Annotated in this window: 11 protein-coding genes and 1 pseudogene; 8 read left to right on the top strand and 4 right to left on the bottom strand. The window is 47.8% G+C overall.

Annotation, left to right across the window (positions count from 1 at the left end; all coding sequences use genetic code 11):
• Positions 1-102: 102 nt before the first annotated feature.
• Positions 103-729, top strand: coding sequence for a hypothetical protein (locus NC980_RS08780; RefSeq protein ID WP_190375472.1), 627 nt, complete (start codon positions 103-105; stop codon positions 727-729).
• 624 nt (positions 730-1,353) lie between these two features.
• On the opposite strand, the pseudogene NC980_RS08775 reads toward NC980_RS08780, so the two are convergent.
• A pseudogene (locus NC980_RS08775) lies at positions 1,354-2,218 on the bottom strand (IS630 family transposase).
• Between the two features lie 408 nt (positions 2,219-2,626).
• On the opposite strand from NC980_RS08775, the gene NC980_RS08770 reads away from it, so the two are divergent.
• The 6 genes from NC980_RS08770 (at position 2,627) to NC980_RS08745 (ending at position 10,352) form a co-directional block, all read left to right on the top strand.
• On the top strand, positions 2,627-3,865 hold the full coding sequence (locus tag NC980_RS08770) for a DUF4331 domain-containing protein (RefSeq protein ID WP_190375471.1): 1,239 nt from the start codon (positions 2,627-2,629) through the stop codon (positions 3,863-3,865).
• A gap of 4 nt (positions 3,866-3,869) precedes the next feature.
• Positions 3,870-5,216 carry a tetratricopeptide repeat protein gene (locus NC980_RS08765; RefSeq protein ID WP_190375470.1) on the top strand — a complete coding sequence of 449 codons (1,347 nt, stop codon included), beginning with the start codon at positions 3,870-3,872 and terminating at the stop codon, positions 5,214-5,216.
• Positions 5,217-5,220: 4 nt separating this feature from the next.
• Entirely contained in the window at positions 5,221-6,675 is a 1,455-nt protein-coding gene (locus NC980_RS08760) for a sulfite exporter TauE/SafE family protein (protein WP_199298381.1), read from the top strand.
• Between the two features lie 165 nt (positions 6,676-6,840).
• Positions 6,841-8,475 carry an iron uptake porin gene (locus NC980_RS08755; protein ID WP_190375469.1) on the top strand — a complete coding sequence of 545 codons (1,635 nt, stop codon included), beginning with the start codon at positions 6,841-6,843 and terminating at the stop codon, positions 8,473-8,475.
• Positions 8,476-8,576: 101 nt separating this feature from the next.
• On the top strand, positions 8,577-10,139 hold the full coding sequence (locus tag NC980_RS08750) for a hypothetical protein (protein WP_190375468.1): 1,563 nt from the start codon (positions 8,577-8,579) through the stop codon (positions 10,137-10,139).
• 87 nt (positions 10,140-10,226) lie between these two features.
• Complete coding sequence (locus NC980_RS08745; RefSeq protein WP_277881307.1) at positions 10,227-10,352, top strand: hypothetical protein; 126 nt, start codon at positions 10,227-10,229, stop codon at positions 10,350-10,352.
• Between the two features lie 205 nt (positions 10,353-10,557).
• Here the strand turns inward: NC980_RS08745 and NC980_RS08740 are convergent, their stop codons facing one another.
• The 3 genes from NC980_RS08740 to NC980_RS08730 all read right to left on the bottom strand — a co-directional run bounded on the left by NC980_RS08740 (position 10,558) and on the right by NC980_RS08730 (position 16,215).
• Positions 10,558-10,821: a hypothetical protein gene (locus tag NC980_RS08740; protein ID WP_190375467.1), complete on the bottom strand. Its 264-nt coding sequence runs from the start codon at positions 10,819-10,821 to the stop codon at positions 10,558-10,560.
• A gap of 376 nt (positions 10,822-11,197) precedes the next feature.
• Complete coding sequence (locus NC980_RS08735; protein ID WP_190375466.1) at positions 11,198-12,148, bottom strand: XdhC family protein; 951 nt, start codon at positions 12,146-12,148, stop codon at positions 11,198-11,200.
• Between the two features lie 158 nt (positions 12,149-12,306).
• Positions 12,307-16,215, bottom strand: coding sequence for a PA14 domain-containing protein (locus tag NC980_RS08730; protein WP_190375465.1), 3,909 nt, complete (start codon positions 16,213-16,215; stop codon positions 12,307-12,309).
• A 625-nt stretch (positions 16,216-16,840) separates the two neighbouring features.
• On the opposite strand from NC980_RS08730, the gene NC980_RS08725 reads away from it, so the two are divergent.
• Positions 16,841-17,884 (top strand): D-alanine--D-alanine ligase family protein, encoded by a 1,044-nt coding sequence (locus NC980_RS08725; protein WP_190375464.1) that lies wholly within the window; start codon positions 16,841-16,843, stop codon positions 17,882-17,884.
• The last annotated feature ends 60 nt before the right edge of the window (positions 17,885-17,944 follow it).

The following is a 17,944-nucleotide window of genomic DNA, read 5'->3' as shown; positions in this document are numbered from 1 at the left end:
TCTTGCGGTCGGGCAGAAGTTTCGACTGAAGACCAAATCTAACAGTGGCAGAGGAACAGCTGATCGCGTTATCCTTGGGTCGCACTGATGGAGCGGTGACAAATGGAAAGCGGCGATTCTAAAGCTGAATCAGCAAGACAACTTTCAAATCTAGAGGAAGGCGATATCGTTGTGCTAACGCTTGATCCTGGGTTCCATACAGAGCAACCAAAGCTTGGGTCACTCAACAGACCTGCTGTAGAAAGAACTGCAAGGATCACTCTCAAACTTGCCAACTCATTCACGGTTGAGAACAGACGCTTCTCGACTTCAAGCGGGAAAGAGATGATGAACGTTGGGAACGGTTGGCGCATTGATGCTGACAGTAAAGCTTTTATTTCAGTGCCGACTCCAGAACAACTTGAAAGACTCCCAGATCCCGATGGCAACTACACGGAAGCTCAGATACGTCGAAGAAACGAGAAGACAGTAGCAGAGATTCTAGAGGAGATTAAGCAGTATTTAGATGTAGATTCAAACGAGTTGAGAGAGAGAGTAAGAAACATTAAATATTTTCTTAAAGATGATACTCAGAAAGAAATCACCAGAGAAATCAACAGTGATGTGATTAGCGAGTTTGCTGATGAAAATCGAGATTTGAAAAAGAGACTTGCTCAACTCGTACCGTTAATAGAAGATGCCTTAAAAGTGGCGGTATATCACGGTGTAAAAACTGGAGTAATCAAGTAACCGCGCTTGCGGAAACTAAAGAACCTTCTCAGCACAACATTTTGATTTGATGAAGCAAGCAATCGTTCTCCCTGAGAATTCCGCTTTAGGCTGCATTATGGGTGCGTTGGACGTGGGAAAGACATGAACGGAAGAGCTTTGTTTATCGTAGCCGTATTGATTGGCTCAACTTGAGCGGGAAGCCTTGTGGGTCGTCAGATTGGTAATAAATTCTTGGGGACGGTCTTTGGGTTCTCCGTGGGGTGTTACGCTCTCGGAGCCACTAAGAAGCGCACTTTCCTCTAGGTTTTCCTAAGCAAACAGACAAAACCCCGAACTCTCCTAAGATTATCCGGGGTTGCTGCTTTTATAGTTGAGTTTTGACCTGCTCCCAGACACTCAGAGCGCCTTCACTCCATCCGTCCCGAAAAGCATCTTCAGCTGCTCGAAGGCAGTGCTTATCAACGTATTGAATATAATTCTCGTAGACCCAATCCGGTCGCCCGCCATTAGAACAGCCTCTAAAGCTTTGAGCTGTCAAGACTCGCATCTAGGACATCTACTTTTCCTGCTTCCACGCGGTCGATACGGCTTTTGTCATATATAGCGGTTGCTCATAAGCTTGCGGCAGCGATAGATATGAGATCAAACCGTTGCATCTTTGAGAACTGCTTCCATTGCATCACGCAAAGATGGAGCTTTGTCTAAGCGTTTGCGAATCCGACTTTTGAGCCAAGCCCAACACTGCTCAATCCGATTGAAGTCTGGCGAATAGGGCGGCAAATACAGCAATTGACAGCCTGCTGCTTCGATGACTCAGCAACCCGCCCGTCGTGATGAAAGGTAGCATTATCGAGAATCACCACTTGATTCGGCTGAAGTTGCGGAACTAAGCAGGTTTCGAGCCAGGTCTCAAAGACGGTGCGATTACATGCGCCTTCGACAGTGAACGAGGCAATGAGCTGTGCATTGCGATAGCCTGCAATCATGTTGATGCGTCCTCGTCGGTTCCCGGATTTGAGTGCAGACACTCGTTCTCCACGAGGAGCATACCCATAGTCATCGCGCTCATCCGTGCCGGACTCATCGACATACACGAGGTGAGGCGCTTTCAAGTCCCCGACTTCAGTGCAGAACGCACTGCGCCGCGCTTCGTCGCGCTGTTTATAGCCATCCGTTTTTTTGCGGGTATGGTCGATTTTCTGCAAGGCACGAGAAATCGTGCGTTGACTCACGCCACACCAAAGTTGAGCCAGTTCTGCTTGCGTTTTATCGTGATTCGTATGCACAAATGCTCGAAACTTCTCCCAGTCGGTGATTTTGCTGCTCGACTGCACAGTTTGTCTCGGTTTCGGCTTGATGTCTCCGGTTGCTGCTTTGCGCTGACACCACAGGTTAATCGTATTGCGACTGATGTTGAACAGTTGGCTTGCGGCGCTTTTTTCAGTCCGTCCATTTCGATGGCTTGCATTACTTTGCGCCGCAAGTCATCACTGTAAGGTTTTGCCATTGGATTAGTAGAGGGAGACGCGGAACTCTTTCAGCTTATGTCCTAGTTTGGCTGGCTACAGCTATATTTTCCACACACCATTCAAAGGAGCACAAATTTTGTCTTTCTACATTGCTTTCCTTACCCGGTCTCGGTAGAGTCAGTCTCACCATTCGCATTTCAAGCCATGTCGCCTTTCCACGAACAGTCACTCCGTCTGGAAGTCAATCTATCCTGCGAAGGGTTCTCCTTGCCGTATTAAAGGACTAGCATTCCATCATTGGCTTCACAATCCGTTTGATGTTGCGGTGGTCTTGCTCAATCCTGTTGTTCAAATGATGAATCCAGCTTGGATTGTTAAACGTACTTCTACAGGTGACCTTAGTTTTGTTTGAAGCTAAGCCTCTCACTCTCGCTCTCACACTAGGAATGAAACGTCTTTGGGGATTATCCATGCGGAAGATTCAGGCTACGATTTACATCTTTCTTGACTCGATACAGTCGCTCGCTCAACAGTTTATGAGTTGGCTTCGTATCGTTGGGGTTGGAATTGTGATGTCACTAACCTTGCTGTTGATCGCACTGCCAGCTAGAGCTTCAGACCATCAAGATACGACTTTTCTAGCAACCCAGCGCACAGCAGCAGATTTAACGGATTTGTATGTGTTTGAAAGCCCGACAGATCCAAGCAAAGTCGTCTTGATCATGAATTTTGATCCCTTAATTACTCAAGGCGAAAACCGCCCCTTTGATCCGAGTATTCTCTATCAATTCAAAATTGATAACAATGGAGATGCGATCGAAGATCGCGTGATCCAAATCAAAGTCAACGATAGAGGTCCTAATCAGACTGTCTCAGTCTTCGGACCCGATCGTCCAGAAAGAATCGGTACAGTTTCGACTCTACTCGGGCGCAGGCGGCAAGGCAGAATTAATGAAGTCTTTGCCGGTCCTGGAGACTCAACCGTTTTTGTTGGAACACGAAAAGATCCGTTCTTTTTCGATTTAGAACAGTTCTTTAAAATCATTCCTGATCGCAATTACTTAGTTCAGCCCAATCCCAGTCCGCCCTTTACAGTACAGTCTTTTCGTCCGCCGGGTGAAGCCCAAGATACTCTTGATCCGTTCAATATTCACTCAATTGTGATAGAGCTCCCCAGGGCACAGATTGGAACCGGAAAAATTGGGGTTTGGATGACAACCAGCGTTTCGGATCCAAGCCGTAGAGTTGGTAATTTTGCTCAGATCGAACGCCTTGCAGTTCCGGCTTTAAATGAACTCTTTATGGATTTCAGCGCGCACAACGAAAGTAACCTCAGGACACCGACAGAGGATGCTGCGAATCAATCGAACTTCATTCGTGCTTTTGTAAATGCGATCGGAAGACCTCAAGGAATTGCTGATGCCGTGATTTCAGTTGCAATTCCCGATGTGATACAAGCTGACCTCTCTAAATCAGCCGGAAGCTATTTCGGAACGCAACTCGGTCAAAACTTTGGAGGTAGACGACCGACCGATGATGTGATCGATGTGACTGCTTCAGTTGTTTTCGGAAGCGCTGTGACAAATATTACTCAAGGCGCAATTCCAGCGCTCACAACCGACAATGTGAATGCCAATCCTGCTAACTTTCTGCCTACATTCCCCTATCTAGGCAATCCTCGCTAAGCATATGGCTCAACGACTCCTAGGGCTATTCCTGGTGCTAGTTATTCTACTCGGTCTGCTCGGATCTCAGAATGTCCTGGCGCTTGGTGTCGACGGCACATCTATCTCTACTGAGGATTCAGATCGCGTATTTCCTGACTATTTAGAGCGCTCTAAAATTATCAGAAACTATGAAGGGCTAGTGCGTCAATCTCCGAACTCGTTTCTGCTGTTGCGTTTGTTAGCGGCTCAATATTTGAGGCGTTTCCGCGAAACAGCAGATGTCGAAGATCTACTCAGAGCCGAATATGCCGCAGCACGATCGCTGTCTCTACAGCCCCATCATAATGCTTCTGCTTCGATGCTTCTTGCTTCAGCCTTGCTCTCCCAACATCGCTTTCAAGAAGCATTACAGACCGCTACCAAAGCGCAGCAATCTGCACCTGATGATGTCAGTCTGAAGATGCTGAAAGCCTCGATTTTGATGGAGCTTGGGAACTATGAAGCAACAGAAAAACTTCTACAACCGATCGAGACTCAATCGGATTCTGGGCAAAGAGCGATCTCAGCTCGTTACCTAGAGCTAACAGGTCACTTAGCCTCTGCCCGAAGATTGATGGACAGTGCTATTCAAGAGATGGACAATTTCTATACGAATCCAGCAGAAACTGTTGCCTGGTTTCATGTGCGGGCGGGTGATTTGGCTTTCTTAGCTGGAGAGCTTGCCCAAGCTGAGCAACGCTATCACGAAGCACTGACCATATTTCCGCATGATGTAGCCGCGTTGACTGGATTGACTCGGCTATATGCTGTACAGCATCGCTGGCAGAATGTTCTAGAAACTGCCAATCAAGGCATCGATCAAATTCCTTTGGTCGAAACTCTAGGATATAAAGCAGATGCTCAACGGGCACTGGGAAACCCAGACGGAGCAATTGCAACTGAGGAGATTATTGAAGTCGTTGCTCATCTGAGTAAGGTTCAAGGCATCTACGATCGAGCTTTAGCGGTTTACTATAGTGAACATGGGATACATTTATCAGAAGCACTAGAGATCGCTCGTCGTGAAGTCAAGATTAGAGATGATATCTATGCCGAGGATACATTAGCTTGGGCTGCTGCTGCAAACGGTGCTTGGCAAGAGGCACAGCAGGCAGCAGAACGAGCAACCCGATACAAAACTGAAGATGCACTGGTGCAATTTCACCGTGGAATAATTGAGCTACATTGCGGAAATCGAGGGGAAGCAGTTCAACGATTGACGCAAGCTTTGACGCTGAACTCCCAATTTCATCCTAAGTATGCTGCCGAGGCTCGTCAAGCTTTGGCTCAACTTAAAGCTGCTACTGTTCAAGATTCATTAGCGTCTTAACTCAATGATGAAAATCTTAGTGCGTGGGTTAACTTGGATAACTGCGATCGCAGCGACCTCTTTATTCTGGATATCTCCGGCAGCTGCCCATCCCTTGGGCAATTTCACCATCAATCACTATGCAGGGCTGCAAGTCGCGCCCGAGCAAATCACGGTTGATTATGTGCTGGATATGGCTGAGATTCCAGCTTTTCAGGAGATTCATCAACTTGATACGAATCGAAACCGCAAAGCTGATACAACTGAAACGCTCAACTATCCGGCTGAGAAATGCCGTGAAGTTGGCGCTCATCTCAAGCTACAAGTTGACCATCAGCCGTTGTCTTTTTTATTAGACAATGCGAAGGTAGAATTTCCGCCGGGTGTGGGTGACTTAGCGACATTGCGCCTAACTTGCGCTTTTCAGAAAGAGATCGAGAGCCCTGCGATTCATAGTATTGAAGTTGAAGATCAACTCTATCCCCAGCGTTTAGGCTGGCGGGAGATGACTGTGGCTTCAGATGGCATTCCAATTCAGAGCAATTTCACTGCTTCTAGCATCACAAACCGTCTCACCCAGTATCCGACTGAGTTATTGATGAGTCCTCTTGACCAGCGAAAAATTACGGTTGAGCTAAATCCAGCCCAGCCCGCGTCTGTCCCCAAGCTTCCACCCCTGAATCATTCAAATCAGGCATTAGAAGGCAGAAGTAATGACGCTTTTACCCGCTTGATCACACTAGAGAAACTTGACCTTTCGACTACAGTACTGGCGTTAGCGATCGCATTTGTTTGGGGTGGGTTACACGCGCTTTCTCCAGGGCACGGCAAAACAATTGTGGGAGCCTACCTCGTCGGTTCTCGTGGAAAAGCAAAGCACGCTCTTTTTCTAGGATTAACTGTGACGCTAACGCATACCGCAGGCATCTTTGCGCTAGGGCTTCTGATGCTGAGTACTTCTCACTTTGTCCTCACGGAAGAAGTTTATCCTTGGTTGAGCGCGTTTTCTGGAATACTAATGGCAGGGATTGGACTGCGGTTATTGATGAAGCAAGCTCAACATCACTCTGAGCATCATCACGATCACCATCATGCCCATGAGCATCATCACGATCATCATCACCATCCCCATTCTCATTTGCCAACCACTCCAGATGGATCTGAGATTACCTGGTCTAGTCTATTAGCATTGGGAATTTCGGGTGGTTTGTTGCCTTGCCCTTCTGCGCTAGTTGTTTTATTAAGTGCGATCGCCTTGGGTCGAGTTGGGTTTGGACTGGCGCTAGTTTCTGCATTTAGCTTAGGGCTCGCAAGCGTTTTAACTGGAATTGGATTGCTTCTTGTTTATGCTAGATCGTGGTTTGAACAACTGCCTCTTCAAGCTCCTAGAAGTAACTTGTTTCCAGCCGCTAGTGCATTACTGATTACTCTAGTCGGTGTAGGAATTACAACAAAAGCACTGTTTACTCACACACTATAATGCTGTTTTGGAGAATTCATATGAAGCGATTTAGCTTGATCTTTTGGGTCACGGCTCTGTGTATTATTGTCTCTTTTGAAGCAACCGCAGCATTCAATGCGAGGCTTTTTTGGCTAAATCTAGGAATGTAGTAACATTGTAAATAAATTGTGAGAAGATTTTTCAATGTTAAAATTCAGCTTAAATGCTTTGGCTCTTTTAGGAGGCATCTCGATTGCTACTGCTGCGGGAGCTTCGCCGTTGCCGGAAGCAATCACCGAGCAGCGTCCTGGTTCATCTAGTCTAGATCGCAACACCGAAACACTTGAGCAGGTTACGTCTGTTTCTCAGCTTTCTGATGTTCGTCCGACCGATTGGGCATTCCAGGCACTTCAGTCACTGGTTGAACGCTACGGCTGTATTGCAGGCTATCCTGATAGGACATATCGCGGAAACCGTGCCCTGACTCGCTATGAGTTTGCCGCAGGTCTAAATGCCTGTCTCAATCGTGTCAATGAACTGATCGCGGCTTCAACATCAGACTTGGTGAAGAAAGAAGATCTAGCAACATTGCAAAAGCTACAGGAAGAGTTCTCGGCTGAACTCACTACTCTACGCGGTCGCGTCGATGGATTGGAGGCTCGAACCGCAACGCTAGAAAAACAGCAGTTCTCTACAACAACTAAGCTAGCGGGCGAAGCTGTCTTTGCCGTGACGGACGAGTTTGGAGTCAGGGAAACAGGAGGAAACAACGCTGTTCTACAAAATAGAATCCGATTGGCGCTCAATACTAGCTTTACAGGTCGAGATCTGCTCGTAACCCGTTTGACAGCGGGGAATGCGAATGCTTTTACTTTGACCAACCCGACTCTACCAGGTGGCACCAACGCTGAAGGACTACAAACCTTTAACTTTCGGAGTACAGGCGGCAATCAAATTAATCTCGATCGCGTATCCTATTCCTTTAATCTCAGCGATAAATTCAATGTCTACATTCCCGCAGTCGGAGGGCTCCACTCGGACTATGCACCTACGAACAATCCTGCTCTAGATTCTGGTACAGGTGCTACAGGTCCACTCTCCCTATTCGCTGAGCGCAACCCAATCTACTTGATTGGAGGAGGCACAGGCGTCGGCATTAATTTTCAGCCAAGTTCTGCATTAACAATCAGTGCGGGTTACCTAGCAGATAATTCTGGAACAACCAGTAATATTGCTCCTAGTGCAAATAGCCCGACGGACAAGAATGGTTTATTCAATGGAAGCTATTCCGCCCTCGCTCAGGTCACATTCAAACCCAATGAAGCGCTAAGTATTGGTTTAACTTACGTCAATGCTTATCGGCGCTCAGCCATTTTTGATGCAGGCAGTGGTGGTACGGGCGTACTGGGAACTCTGCTCGCAAATCAAGGATTCAATCTACTAGGGGATGTTGCTCCAGCCCAAGTCAATGCTTATGGTGCTGAAGTTGCCTTCAGGCTCAGTCAAAATCTGGTACTTAATGGATTTGCATCTTATGTGAATGCAAATTTTGTCGGAGATGGTCGAGGCTCACAGGATATCTGGACTTATGGGGTCGGGGTCGCGCTGCCTGACTTTGGTAAAAAGGGCAATTTACTAGGCTTTATTGCAGGAGTCGAACCTTATTTAGGTGATGCTGTGACCAATAGCAATCCCCTGCACTTTGAAGGTTTTTATAAGTACCAACTAAACGATCGACTCTCAATTACGCCAGGCGTAATCTATATCGTCAATCCCGGTCAAGACAGCAGAAACGACAATATTGTGATCGGGACGATAAGAACAACCTTTACGTTTTAGCTCCTTGCTGACGCTTCCATTGACAAGTCTCGCTTGTGCGGGACTTTTTTGGTTAGTGAGTTTGTTCAACCAGATCATTTGTCACTAGAGCCGTAAAGGTAATGCACCACTCCACTCGCCAAGCGATCGTGAAAGTTAGCTCTTTGATTTGGCTAACACAAGTCATGATGATTAATCCTGCCGCATCTAGCGAATTGCCGTCTTCTCCAACCATTGCACCATCCGTCGATCCTAATTTTTCAGATGTCTATCTAGATGATGCTCGCACTCAACTGATGAGAACCTACCAACTGAACCAGGTCAAAGCGACTTCTGATGCGATCGTGACTCAAAATTTAACGAGTTTGGCAGAAACTGGAGGCACAGTCAGCGGATCGAATACACCGAGCAGCTTTGGGGCAGGCACAACTGGTTTTAACGGGTTTGATGTGCGAGCTTCCGCTGCAACGGCTCAAACCTCAATCAAACGTGCAACAACGTCCGCAGAAAACGTCCGCTACCAAGGCGCAAAAGAATTTCTAGAACTTCTTGGAGCAAATCAAGGACTCTCTGATAAACCGGCTCGCCCTAGTTTGATCAATCCTATTAGTCCAAACCGTACAAATACTTTTAATCCGAATCCTACCAGTTCTTTTAATCCGAATCCTACCATTTCTTTTAATTCTCAGCCTTCCTCGGTTGCCGGATCCCCTCAAGCTGTTTTACCAGTCGAACCTCCATCAGTTTCTAAGTCGAGACTACTCAATGGGTTAGAAGTGATTGCTGAGCCTCGTACCAATACTCTGACATTAATCGGGTCTCGGCGCTTGGTCGAAATTGCAACACTGAAGTTGAAACAGTTAGATGTTTTAACCAAGCAAGTTGCAATCAACATCAAAATCATTGATGTTGATTTAATCAAAGGAAGTAACTCTAATGCCGATTTACAGTATCAGGCAAATCAAACGATTGGGTTAGGATTTGATACGACAGGTTCATTTTTTGCCAACTTAGGCAGAACTGCAACAGGAGCAGGGGCTGCTGTGCCTTTAGCTCGTAATTTTTTACTAAATTTACTAGCTTCAATTCAAAATCAATCTGCAAAGATTTTGACTAATCCTACTTTAGTTGTTCAGGAAGGCAGTTCAGCGCAAGTAAATCTTACTCAAGAGATCTTTTCAGGGTTTGAGACAATCGAAGATACTCGATTCCTAAATAACCCAACGACAGTTACTCCACTCCGCCGCCGCCCGATCATTCGACCTGCGGGTGTGATTGTGAATGTCACCGTTGATCGAATTGATTCGCAAGGCTATGTCACTTTAAATATCTCACCCGAAATTAGCGCACCTTCAGGAGCGGTTTTTGAAGATCAAGGAACTCAAGCTAGATTGTTGCTTCAACGTCGCTTAGAAACAGGTCGTATCCGACTGAAAAACCTTCAAACCTTGATTCTGACAGGCATTATTCAAGATCAAATTCAGTCTAATGTTACAAAAGTACCTTTGTTAGGAGACATTCCTCTGCTAGGTCGCCTCTTTCAACGTCGATCGACCACGACCGAGCGCCGAGAGGTTGTGATCTTAGTAACACCTCAAATCTTAGAAGATGGCGATAGTCTCCCTTTTGGAATTAACTACAAACCGGGTGCAGAGATACAAAAGCTGCTAGAGGAGCGAAACTGATCTAGATTGCGCGCAATCCAGCCTAAGTTTGAACCGAGCTTCAGCAGGGCTGTGTTAGCCCTGCTAAGGATTAAGCCGGATTAAGCCATGTCTAGCTGTCTTAAGCACGCTTCTAGCCAGGACGGCATCGTCCAAAACGTAGTTGCAGTCGGCGCAATCTGGGCAGTAGGGCTGGAAATTGCCTGTCAGGACTGCGAAAGTTCTCAGCCATAACAAAAAGCGCCCACAATCGAGCGCTTTTGATCAGATCTTATGAATGAGCTTTAGAGAGCGCTCAAGGCATCGTTGCAGCACTTTCTTGGGTCGGAGCGTCTACGGGGATGAGTTCATCAGGATCTTCTGAGGGGACGACTTCAGGACTCCCCTTCTGTGTCTGAAGATTCTCGTGCCTCTTCCCGACGCTCTCGACGAAGATACCTCACAAAGCTACGAAACTCTCGGCGATCTCCGGTTCTTCCCAGTATTCAGGAATTAACATACCTTGAAAGTTTAAGGTCTTGGTTGAGGTTTCATCGGTTCCGTAGTTTCTCAGCATGTACAGTGCTGTAGCGATCGCGTTTCTGATGATTGGATTCAGTTCCCTCATCTGGGCATCAGATAAATGCTGACAATGAAAATCCTCCATCTCATTGCGAACGTACATCGCAATGATCATCGCGGTGTCTTTATTCGTCTTTGACAACTGGGGGCGCTTTATCTCCATATCTGAGTATCCACTGGGATTTATCTCATATTAATCATGAGCGCTTTTCAAGTGAAAAAGCCCGCTTCAGATCATTTTCCAAATCACGCCGCTCCGACAGAATCCCCTAAGCCACTAGCCCAAGCATCAACAGAAGGAAGTTACCTTACTGTTACCTTTAGTTACCTTGATTTCTAAAAAAAGGTAACTCCTGAAATGCTCTTCACGTAAGGGTTTAGCCATATCAGTTACCTTAGTTACCTTAGTTACCTTAAAAAAACAATAAATAAATAAATAGGTAACAAGGTCTCTAAACTGGTACGAATTTGGTACACTACTTATTGACAATCCTTGAGATTGCTTATATTCGTGGGTTCTAGCCTTCAACTTGCCTCAACGATTGCGAGAGCGATCGACCTGTTCCCCCACGTCTGACTAAAATCAGTTCTGCACTGATGCTCACGGCGATTTCTTCCGGTGTTAATGCACCAATATCTAACCCGATCGGCGCGTAGATCGATCGAAGTTTCTCTGGTGAAATTCCGGCTTTCTCGATCGCTCGAAAAACCTGTTTTACCCGCTTTTCGCTGCCAATCATTCCAAGATAACGACAAGGCAAAGTACGATCGAGTAATGCTTGGAGGGCAGCTAAATCATACTGATACCCGCGAGTAACCAGCGCTGCATAAAGTTCTGTGTGTGTTGCAAGTTGAGCGACAGCATCAGCGATCGGACAGTTAAAAACCTCGGCATTGGGGTAGAGATTGGCATTTGCCCATTCTGAACGATCGTCTTGAACTATCACTTGAAATCCAATTAAATCGGCAACCTTCGCCAATTGAATCCCACAGTGTCCTGCTCCGACAATTAGTAATGTTGGGGATGGCTCAATTATTTCAATAAATGCTTCATCGAGACAGTCTTCTGAGAGATAAGGAGACTGATGTGGAGCGAAAGGAGTCACGATCGACACCGATTGTCCAGATTCGAGTTGGGTCAGGATTTGCTGAGTGAGAGCAAGATATCGATCGCTCTCCCAGCGCTCCAGCCAGACGCGCATTATTCCGCCGCAAATCCCTTGCGTGTCCCGTTGCGGTGCACCTGTGAGGTCAATTTCTACCCATTGCTTTTCTCCAGTTTGCAGCACCTTCCGAGCTTGCTGAATCACTTTTGCTTCTCCGGCTCCACCCCCGATCGTGCCAAAAATTTCGGTTTCGGTAATGATCATTTTCGCGCCGACTTCACGCGGTACAGAGCCTTGGACTTGCATCACGGTTGCCAGCACTGCAGGCATTTTTTCTAACAGTTGACGATAACAATTAAGCATGACCCAACTGAGCGGACATGACCTGATTGTAGATGAGAATCTCTGTGCTTCTAGACCTAATGGGGTGCGTTGATCGTGTCATTCCGCTTCGAGCATAAGCAGAATGGCACGAAAGACAGGGCTGTAAGCTTCAACCCTGTCTTTCAGATTAGTCCACGCTACGCGGGTCGCCAGCGTCCAACCTCACCCGTGACCAAGCTGGAATAGTATAGGTTGCCGTCAGTCCCGGTTTTGATTTGCGTTAAGCCAAATAGACCCTCGGCAAAGCGCCGCTGACCAACAACTCTACCTGTTTCATCGAAGATCAACGCATCCACAGTGCCCCGGCTCATATCGGTGATGAATAGATTACCGTCATAGACAGCAGGGAAAGTGCTTCCGGTGTAGAAGTCGCCAACATTGATCGCATTGCCACCGCCGCCATCGTGACGATAGCTATAAATCGGATTCGTCACCATTTGACCACTGCTATAAAATGCTTGGACATTGGGCAGCCTGTCATAGCCACCCGTTCTGAAGTTGCCTTCATATGCCACCCAGCCAAAGTTTGTACCAGCCCGTCCGGTGTTGACTTCTTCCCACTGTGACCAACCGACATCACCGATGTAGGGCTGTCCATTATTTCGGTTAATCGTAAAGCGGAACGGATTTCTCAAGCCAGATTGCCAGATCTTCGATCGATTGCTTTGCGGATTGCCATCAAAGAACGGATTCGAGGACGGCGCATTACCTGTGATTGGATCGATCCGCAGAATCTTACCGGATAGGTTGTCGAGCGTTAAGCTACGGAATGCTCTTGGATCAACTGAATTATATGAAGCACCATCGCCATTACTCACATACAAGTAGCCGTCCGTACCAAACTTCACGGTTCCGACTGTATGAGATTCACTATCGATAATCAGGAAGTCCTGAACGTAGTTGCCATTCGCGTCTTTCCCCGATTCGGGAACGTTGAAATCGTTGGTGCTGTTTAAGTCTGGGCGGCTGATGTACTGCCAAAGACTGTTTCTACCAAGAATCACCACTTCGCTGCCCGGAGCGATCGACACCACTCCGTTGGTAATCGTTGCGGTAAATCGTCCTAATCGTGCGGTACGGTTGCCTACGCCATCACGAGCCGCCAAGCCAGAAGCACTGCGCGTTTCAGGGGGATCATACGAATACAGCAAGTAGACATACGGATTGCCATTAAAGAATTGCGGATGCACCGCTAAACCGAGCAAACCACGATCGCGGGGACTATTGACAATCTCAGAGATGTCTACGACTGGCGTTTGTTGCAACACTCCATTGCGAGTGACTCGCACTACGCCATTTTTCTGAGCAACGAACATGTATTCACCGCCTGGTGTCCAATCGAACGCAGTCGGCTGCAAAAGTCCCGAAATTACTGCTTGACGACTGATATTACCAAAATCATTGTCTGCGATCGACAACATTGCGGTTGGCTGAGTGCCTAAACTACCCCCGATCGGATTGCTCAAGGTGACATTGACGGTTTCATTGCGCTCGCCTTCTGTATCATCTCTGAGCGCGATCGTGAAAGTCTTTCTGGTGTCTCCAATGGCAAAATTGAGGATCCCAGAAGCTGCGGTGTAGTCTGAACCAGCCGTCGCAGTCCCATTACTAGTGGCATAGTTAATGCTGCCAGCAATGGCGGTATTTCCATTGCGTTGAACAGTGATTGTTGCCGCTCCAGCATTCTCATTGACGTTGTATTCTGCGGCGCTAAATGTATAGCTGGATGGCGAATCATTATCGATAATCGTTATCACCGCCGTGCGGTTGATTCCCAAGGTGGCGGTCGTGTTTGCTCCTAACCCAGATAACCCAAGCTTAAAATTTTCGATGGCTTCTGCGATGCCGTCATCCAGAATTGGAATCTCTACTATGTTGCTGGTTTGACCTGGTTTGAATGTGAGTTCTTTAAAGGCGAGCGGACCTACGGTGGCGGTGAAGTCTGTCCCTGCTTTGGCGCTCTCTTCTTCGATAGTGTAGAGGACGATTGCTTCCCCATCGCTACCGCCGACTCGATCAACGCGAATCGATGCCGTGCCTGCATTTTCGTCGACGGTGACGCTATTTGTTCCGATGACGAACGCTCCCGGATTCGGCACGCTGTAAAGCTGCGATTGCGGAATGATTTGACGAGCTTGATTGGCACTAAACCAACCGAGTTGTGCCAAGGCATCGGAACCGTTTTCATAGTATTCCATGCGAATGTCGTATCGCTGTCCAGCTTGCAAGGCGATCGTGCCTCTGCGTTCAGTTGCAGGTTGATCCGCAAAGTTGTTAATGACCAGTTGCCCATCTACAAACAGCCGTATCCCATCATCGGTGGTGGTGAAGAAGGTGTAGGTATCGCTGTAGAGAGGCTGAACCTGACCCGTCCAGCGAACCGAGAAGGTATCAGGAGCAATGCTCGAATCAGGTGAACTCCTTGCCCAGTTAAAGTTCACGTTTGCATCAGTCCGAGCAAATTTAAAGGCTGTGAAATCGATGTTGTCAAAGTATTCACCGCGTAGACCATTACCCGTACCCGTGGGTGGCGGTGGCGGAGTACTTGGGGTGCTACTGTTAAACAGTTGAGTTGTCGGGACGACTTGCTTTGTGATCCCTGGAGCCGCCCAAGCGAGTTGTGCGACCGCTTGTCCTCCGTTCTCGAAATACTCCATACGAACGTCATACCGTTGCCCGGCAACCAGGTTAATCGTGCCGGTGCGCTCAGTTGCAGGTTGATTAACGAAGCTGTTGATCACCTGCTGTCCATTGATGAACAGCCGTACTCCATCGTCAGTCGTGGTAAAGAACTGATAGGTTCCGGTGGTAGGGGCAAGCAGTTGACCTGTCCAACGAACCGAGAAGGTATCTGCACCGATGCCAGCATCGGGTGAGCCGTTCCCCCAGTTGAAGTTTACGGTGCTATCGGTGCGGGTTAGTCTTGAATTCGTGAAGTCGATGTTGTCGAAGTATTCACCGCGTAGACCATTCTCAGATGCGAGGGGTGGGGGCGCAGTGCTAAACAGTTGAGTTGTCGGGACGACTTGCTTTGTGATCCCTGGAGCCGCCCAAGCGAGTTGTGCGACCGCTTGTCCTCCGTTCTCGAAATACTCCATACGAACGTCATACCGTTGCCCGGCAACCAGGTTAATCGTGCCGGTGCGCTCAGTTGCAGGTTGATTAACGAAGCTGTTGATCACCTGCTGTCCATTGATGAACAGCCGTACTCCATCGTCAGTCGTGGTAAAGAACTGATAGGTTCCGGTGGTAGGGGCAAGCAGTTGACCTGTCCAACGAACCGAGAAGGTATCTGCACCGATGCCAGCATCGGGTGAGCCGTTCCCCCAGTTGAAGTTTACGGTGCTATCGGTGCGGGTTAGTCTTGAATTCGTGAAGTCGATGTTGTCGAAGTATTCACCGCGTAGACCGTTCCCCTCGGCAAGTACACCTGTATAGGAGGCAAGCCGATCGCGCTCAAACGGTAAGGTGGACTCGATCGCACCTGTTGCTGCTTCGAGTATCCAGTTGCCACCTTGGGCAAGATTGCCTGTGATATCAACTGAACCTGCAACATCTGCTCCCGTAATTTCACTGAGTTGGGTGATGAGCGTCGAATTGTCAGCCGCAACGTTACAGCCGTACAGCAACAAATCTGCATCAGCAGAGAGCGCATCTGACCAGGTTTGGAGTTGATTACGGTAGTGAGAGATCGAACCGAGATCGAGTATTGCGCTGCCGAGAGTGAGGCTACCGATGCTGCCGTGAGACAGAATGTGAATGCTGGCAATGTCTCGATATTCTGCGAGAACTTTGCTAATTTGATCAACTCCATCGCTGCCGGGATCAAGCAGCACAACTTTTGTACCCGCGATCGCGCTTTGGGCAAAACTTTGAAAGTGTTCAACCGAGGAATCAATAAAAACCAAGCGATCGGGAGAGTTCGCTGGCTGCGCTGCCCGGAGTGTCTGCGAACTGGTTGAACTAGTTAGGTTAAACGGGGCAGGATCAAACAGGGAAGAATGTCTTAAATTCAGAACATTTAAGACATTAGAAGAATTTTGCATTTTTCTTAAACATAAAATCGACGGGGGGGCAAGCGCCAACATGACACTATAAATGAGGTCGCCAAAAATCGTAAGGCAAGACCCAACCTGACTTGAATCGGCAGATGTACAAGATGTAAGGTTGCGGCATCGATCACCCTGGGCGCCCTCTACATACTCGAGCGAGCATCCTGCGGACCACAGACTTAAAGCACTGTGATAAAGGTTAATAACGTTCTCGATAATTGCTGCGAATTGACCCGCGAAACATCAATTCAGATGTAATTCTGGCGGTGTAGGCGCTGACTTCAAATCCTGCTTGAGAATCTGACTCCATGCAGTAGATGAGGGGATGCTAGCTTATGGCGCTGTTTTGATGCACTTGCTCGAAGAGTATCACTGCTTCGGAAAACACGTAGAAGGCAGCGGCTGAACTTTAACGAAATTTTAAAGAGAAGTTTCCTTCTTAGAGCAAAGTTTCATAATGCTTGATGCCAAAGAAATGGGTGATCACGCTCTGTAGATGGTGTTATACCCATTTGATTTATGCACGTTGCGCTTGATCGATCGTTGCAGAATTTCTGGACTTCCCCTAGACGCAGTTCTCCAAATGGTCTAAAGTGCCAAAGAAAATTGGGATCAGATTATGACAAAGCTTAACGTTGGATTGCTTTTTGGTGGGCGCTCTGGTGAACATGAAGTCTCGATCGCATCGGCGCGATCGATTGCCCAAGCTCTCAGCGATCCGACCAATGCCGAGAAATACGATTTGATGCCGTTCTACATTCAGAAAGACGGACAATGGCGCTCGCCTGACGTGGCGCAGTCGGTGTTGCAGTCCGGTGCGATCGATTGTCCCGATCTCGCCACGAATCTCTGGCAATTTCCCTCAGAAGCGGCACAGGTCGATGTCTGGTTTCCGATTCTGCACGGGCCAAATGGGGAAGACGGTACGATCCAAGGCTTGCTGACCTTGATGCAGAAACCCTTTGTTGGCTCTGGAGTGTTGGGATCTGCGGTGGGAATGGACAAGCTGACGATGAAGATGGCATTTGCTCAAGCAGGCTTACCGCAGGTGAAATATTTGGCAGTCAGTCGGGCTGAAGTCTACTCAAATCCCTGTGTTTTTCCTAAGCTGTGCGATCGCATCGAAGCGGAGCTTGGTTATCCTTGCTTCGTCAAGCCTGCTAATCTCGGCTCATCAGTCGGAATCTCAAAGGTGCGGACTCGTGCAGAGCTAGAAGCAGCGTTAGACAGTGCGGCAAGTTACGATCGACGAATCATTGTTGAAGCGGGAGTCGTAGCGCGTGAAGTCGAATGTGCAGTGTTAGGAAATGATCAAGCGAAGGCTTCAGTCGTGGGTGAAATCCGCTTTGATAGCGATTTTTATGATTATGAAACCAAGTACACCGCAGGCAAGTCCAGCCATGTCATTCCAGCGAATTTACCTCCAGAAATTACTAGCTTGATTCAAGAGCGAGCACTACAGGCGTTTCGTGCCGTGGATGCTTCGGGCTTAAGCCGCGTGGATTTCTTTTATGTGGAATCCACGGGTGAAATCTTGATCAATGAAATCAATACATTGCCTGGTTTTACGGCAACCAGTATGTACCCGATGATGTGGGAAGCGGCAGGAATTTCTTATCCAAGCTTAGTAGATCAGTTAATTCAGCTTGCGCTGGAAGCTTGAGCGACGATCGCAACCCACTTTAGAATTTCTGGTAGCGACGCAATTAATCGCGTCGCTACA

Origin of the sequence: Leptolyngbya sp. AS-A5 (assembly GCF_039962495.1) — a bacterium.
Taxonomy (GTDB): domain Bacteria; phylum Cyanobacteriota; class Cyanobacteriia; order Leptolyngbyales; family Leptolyngbyaceae; genus Leptolyngbya.
Note: the sequence above shows the minus strand (reverse complement) of the source record. Positions and strands in the feature narration are given on the sequence as shown.

Bases quoted from the DNA above. Each gene is read 5' to 3' on its own strand.
- NC980_RS08765 (WP_190375470.1), top strand. From the start codon at position 3,870: ATGGCTCAACGACTCCTAGGGCTATTCCTGGTGCTAGTTATTCTACTC.
- NC980_RS08770 (WP_190375471.1), top strand. From the start codon at position 2,627: ATGAAACGTCTTTGGGGATTATCCATGCGGAAGATTCAGGCTACGATT.
- NC980_RS08780 (WP_190375472.1), top strand. From the start codon at position 103: ATGGAAAGCGGCGATTCTAAAGCTGAATCAGCAAGACAACTTTCAAAT.
- NC980_RS08760 (WP_199298381.1), top strand. From the start codon at position 5,221: ATGATGAAAATCTTAGTGCGTGGGTTAACTTGGATAACTGCGATCGCA.
- NC980_RS08750 (WP_190375468.1), top strand. From the start codon at position 8,577: ATGCACCACTCCACTCGCCAAGCGATCGTGAAAGTTAGCTCTTTGATT.
- NC980_RS08755 (WP_190375469.1), top strand. From the start codon at position 6,841: ATGTTAAAATTCAGCTTAAATGCTTTGGCTCTTTTAGGAGGCATCTCG.
- NC980_RS08745 (WP_277881307.1), top strand. From the start codon at position 10,227: ATGTCTAGCTGTCTTAAGCACGCTTCTAGCCAGGACGGCATCGTCCAA.
- NC980_RS08730 (WP_190375465.1), bottom strand. From the start codon at position 16,215: ATGCAAAATTCTTCTAATGTCTTAAATGTTCTGAATTTAAGACATTCT.
- NC980_RS08725 (WP_190375464.1), top strand. From the start codon at position 16,841: ATGACAAAGCTTAACGTTGGATTGCTTTTTGGTGGGCGCTCTGGTGAA.
- NC980_RS08735 (WP_190375466.1), bottom strand. From the start codon at position 12,148: ATGCTTAATTGTTATCGTCAACTGTTAGAAAAAATGCCTGCAGTGCTG.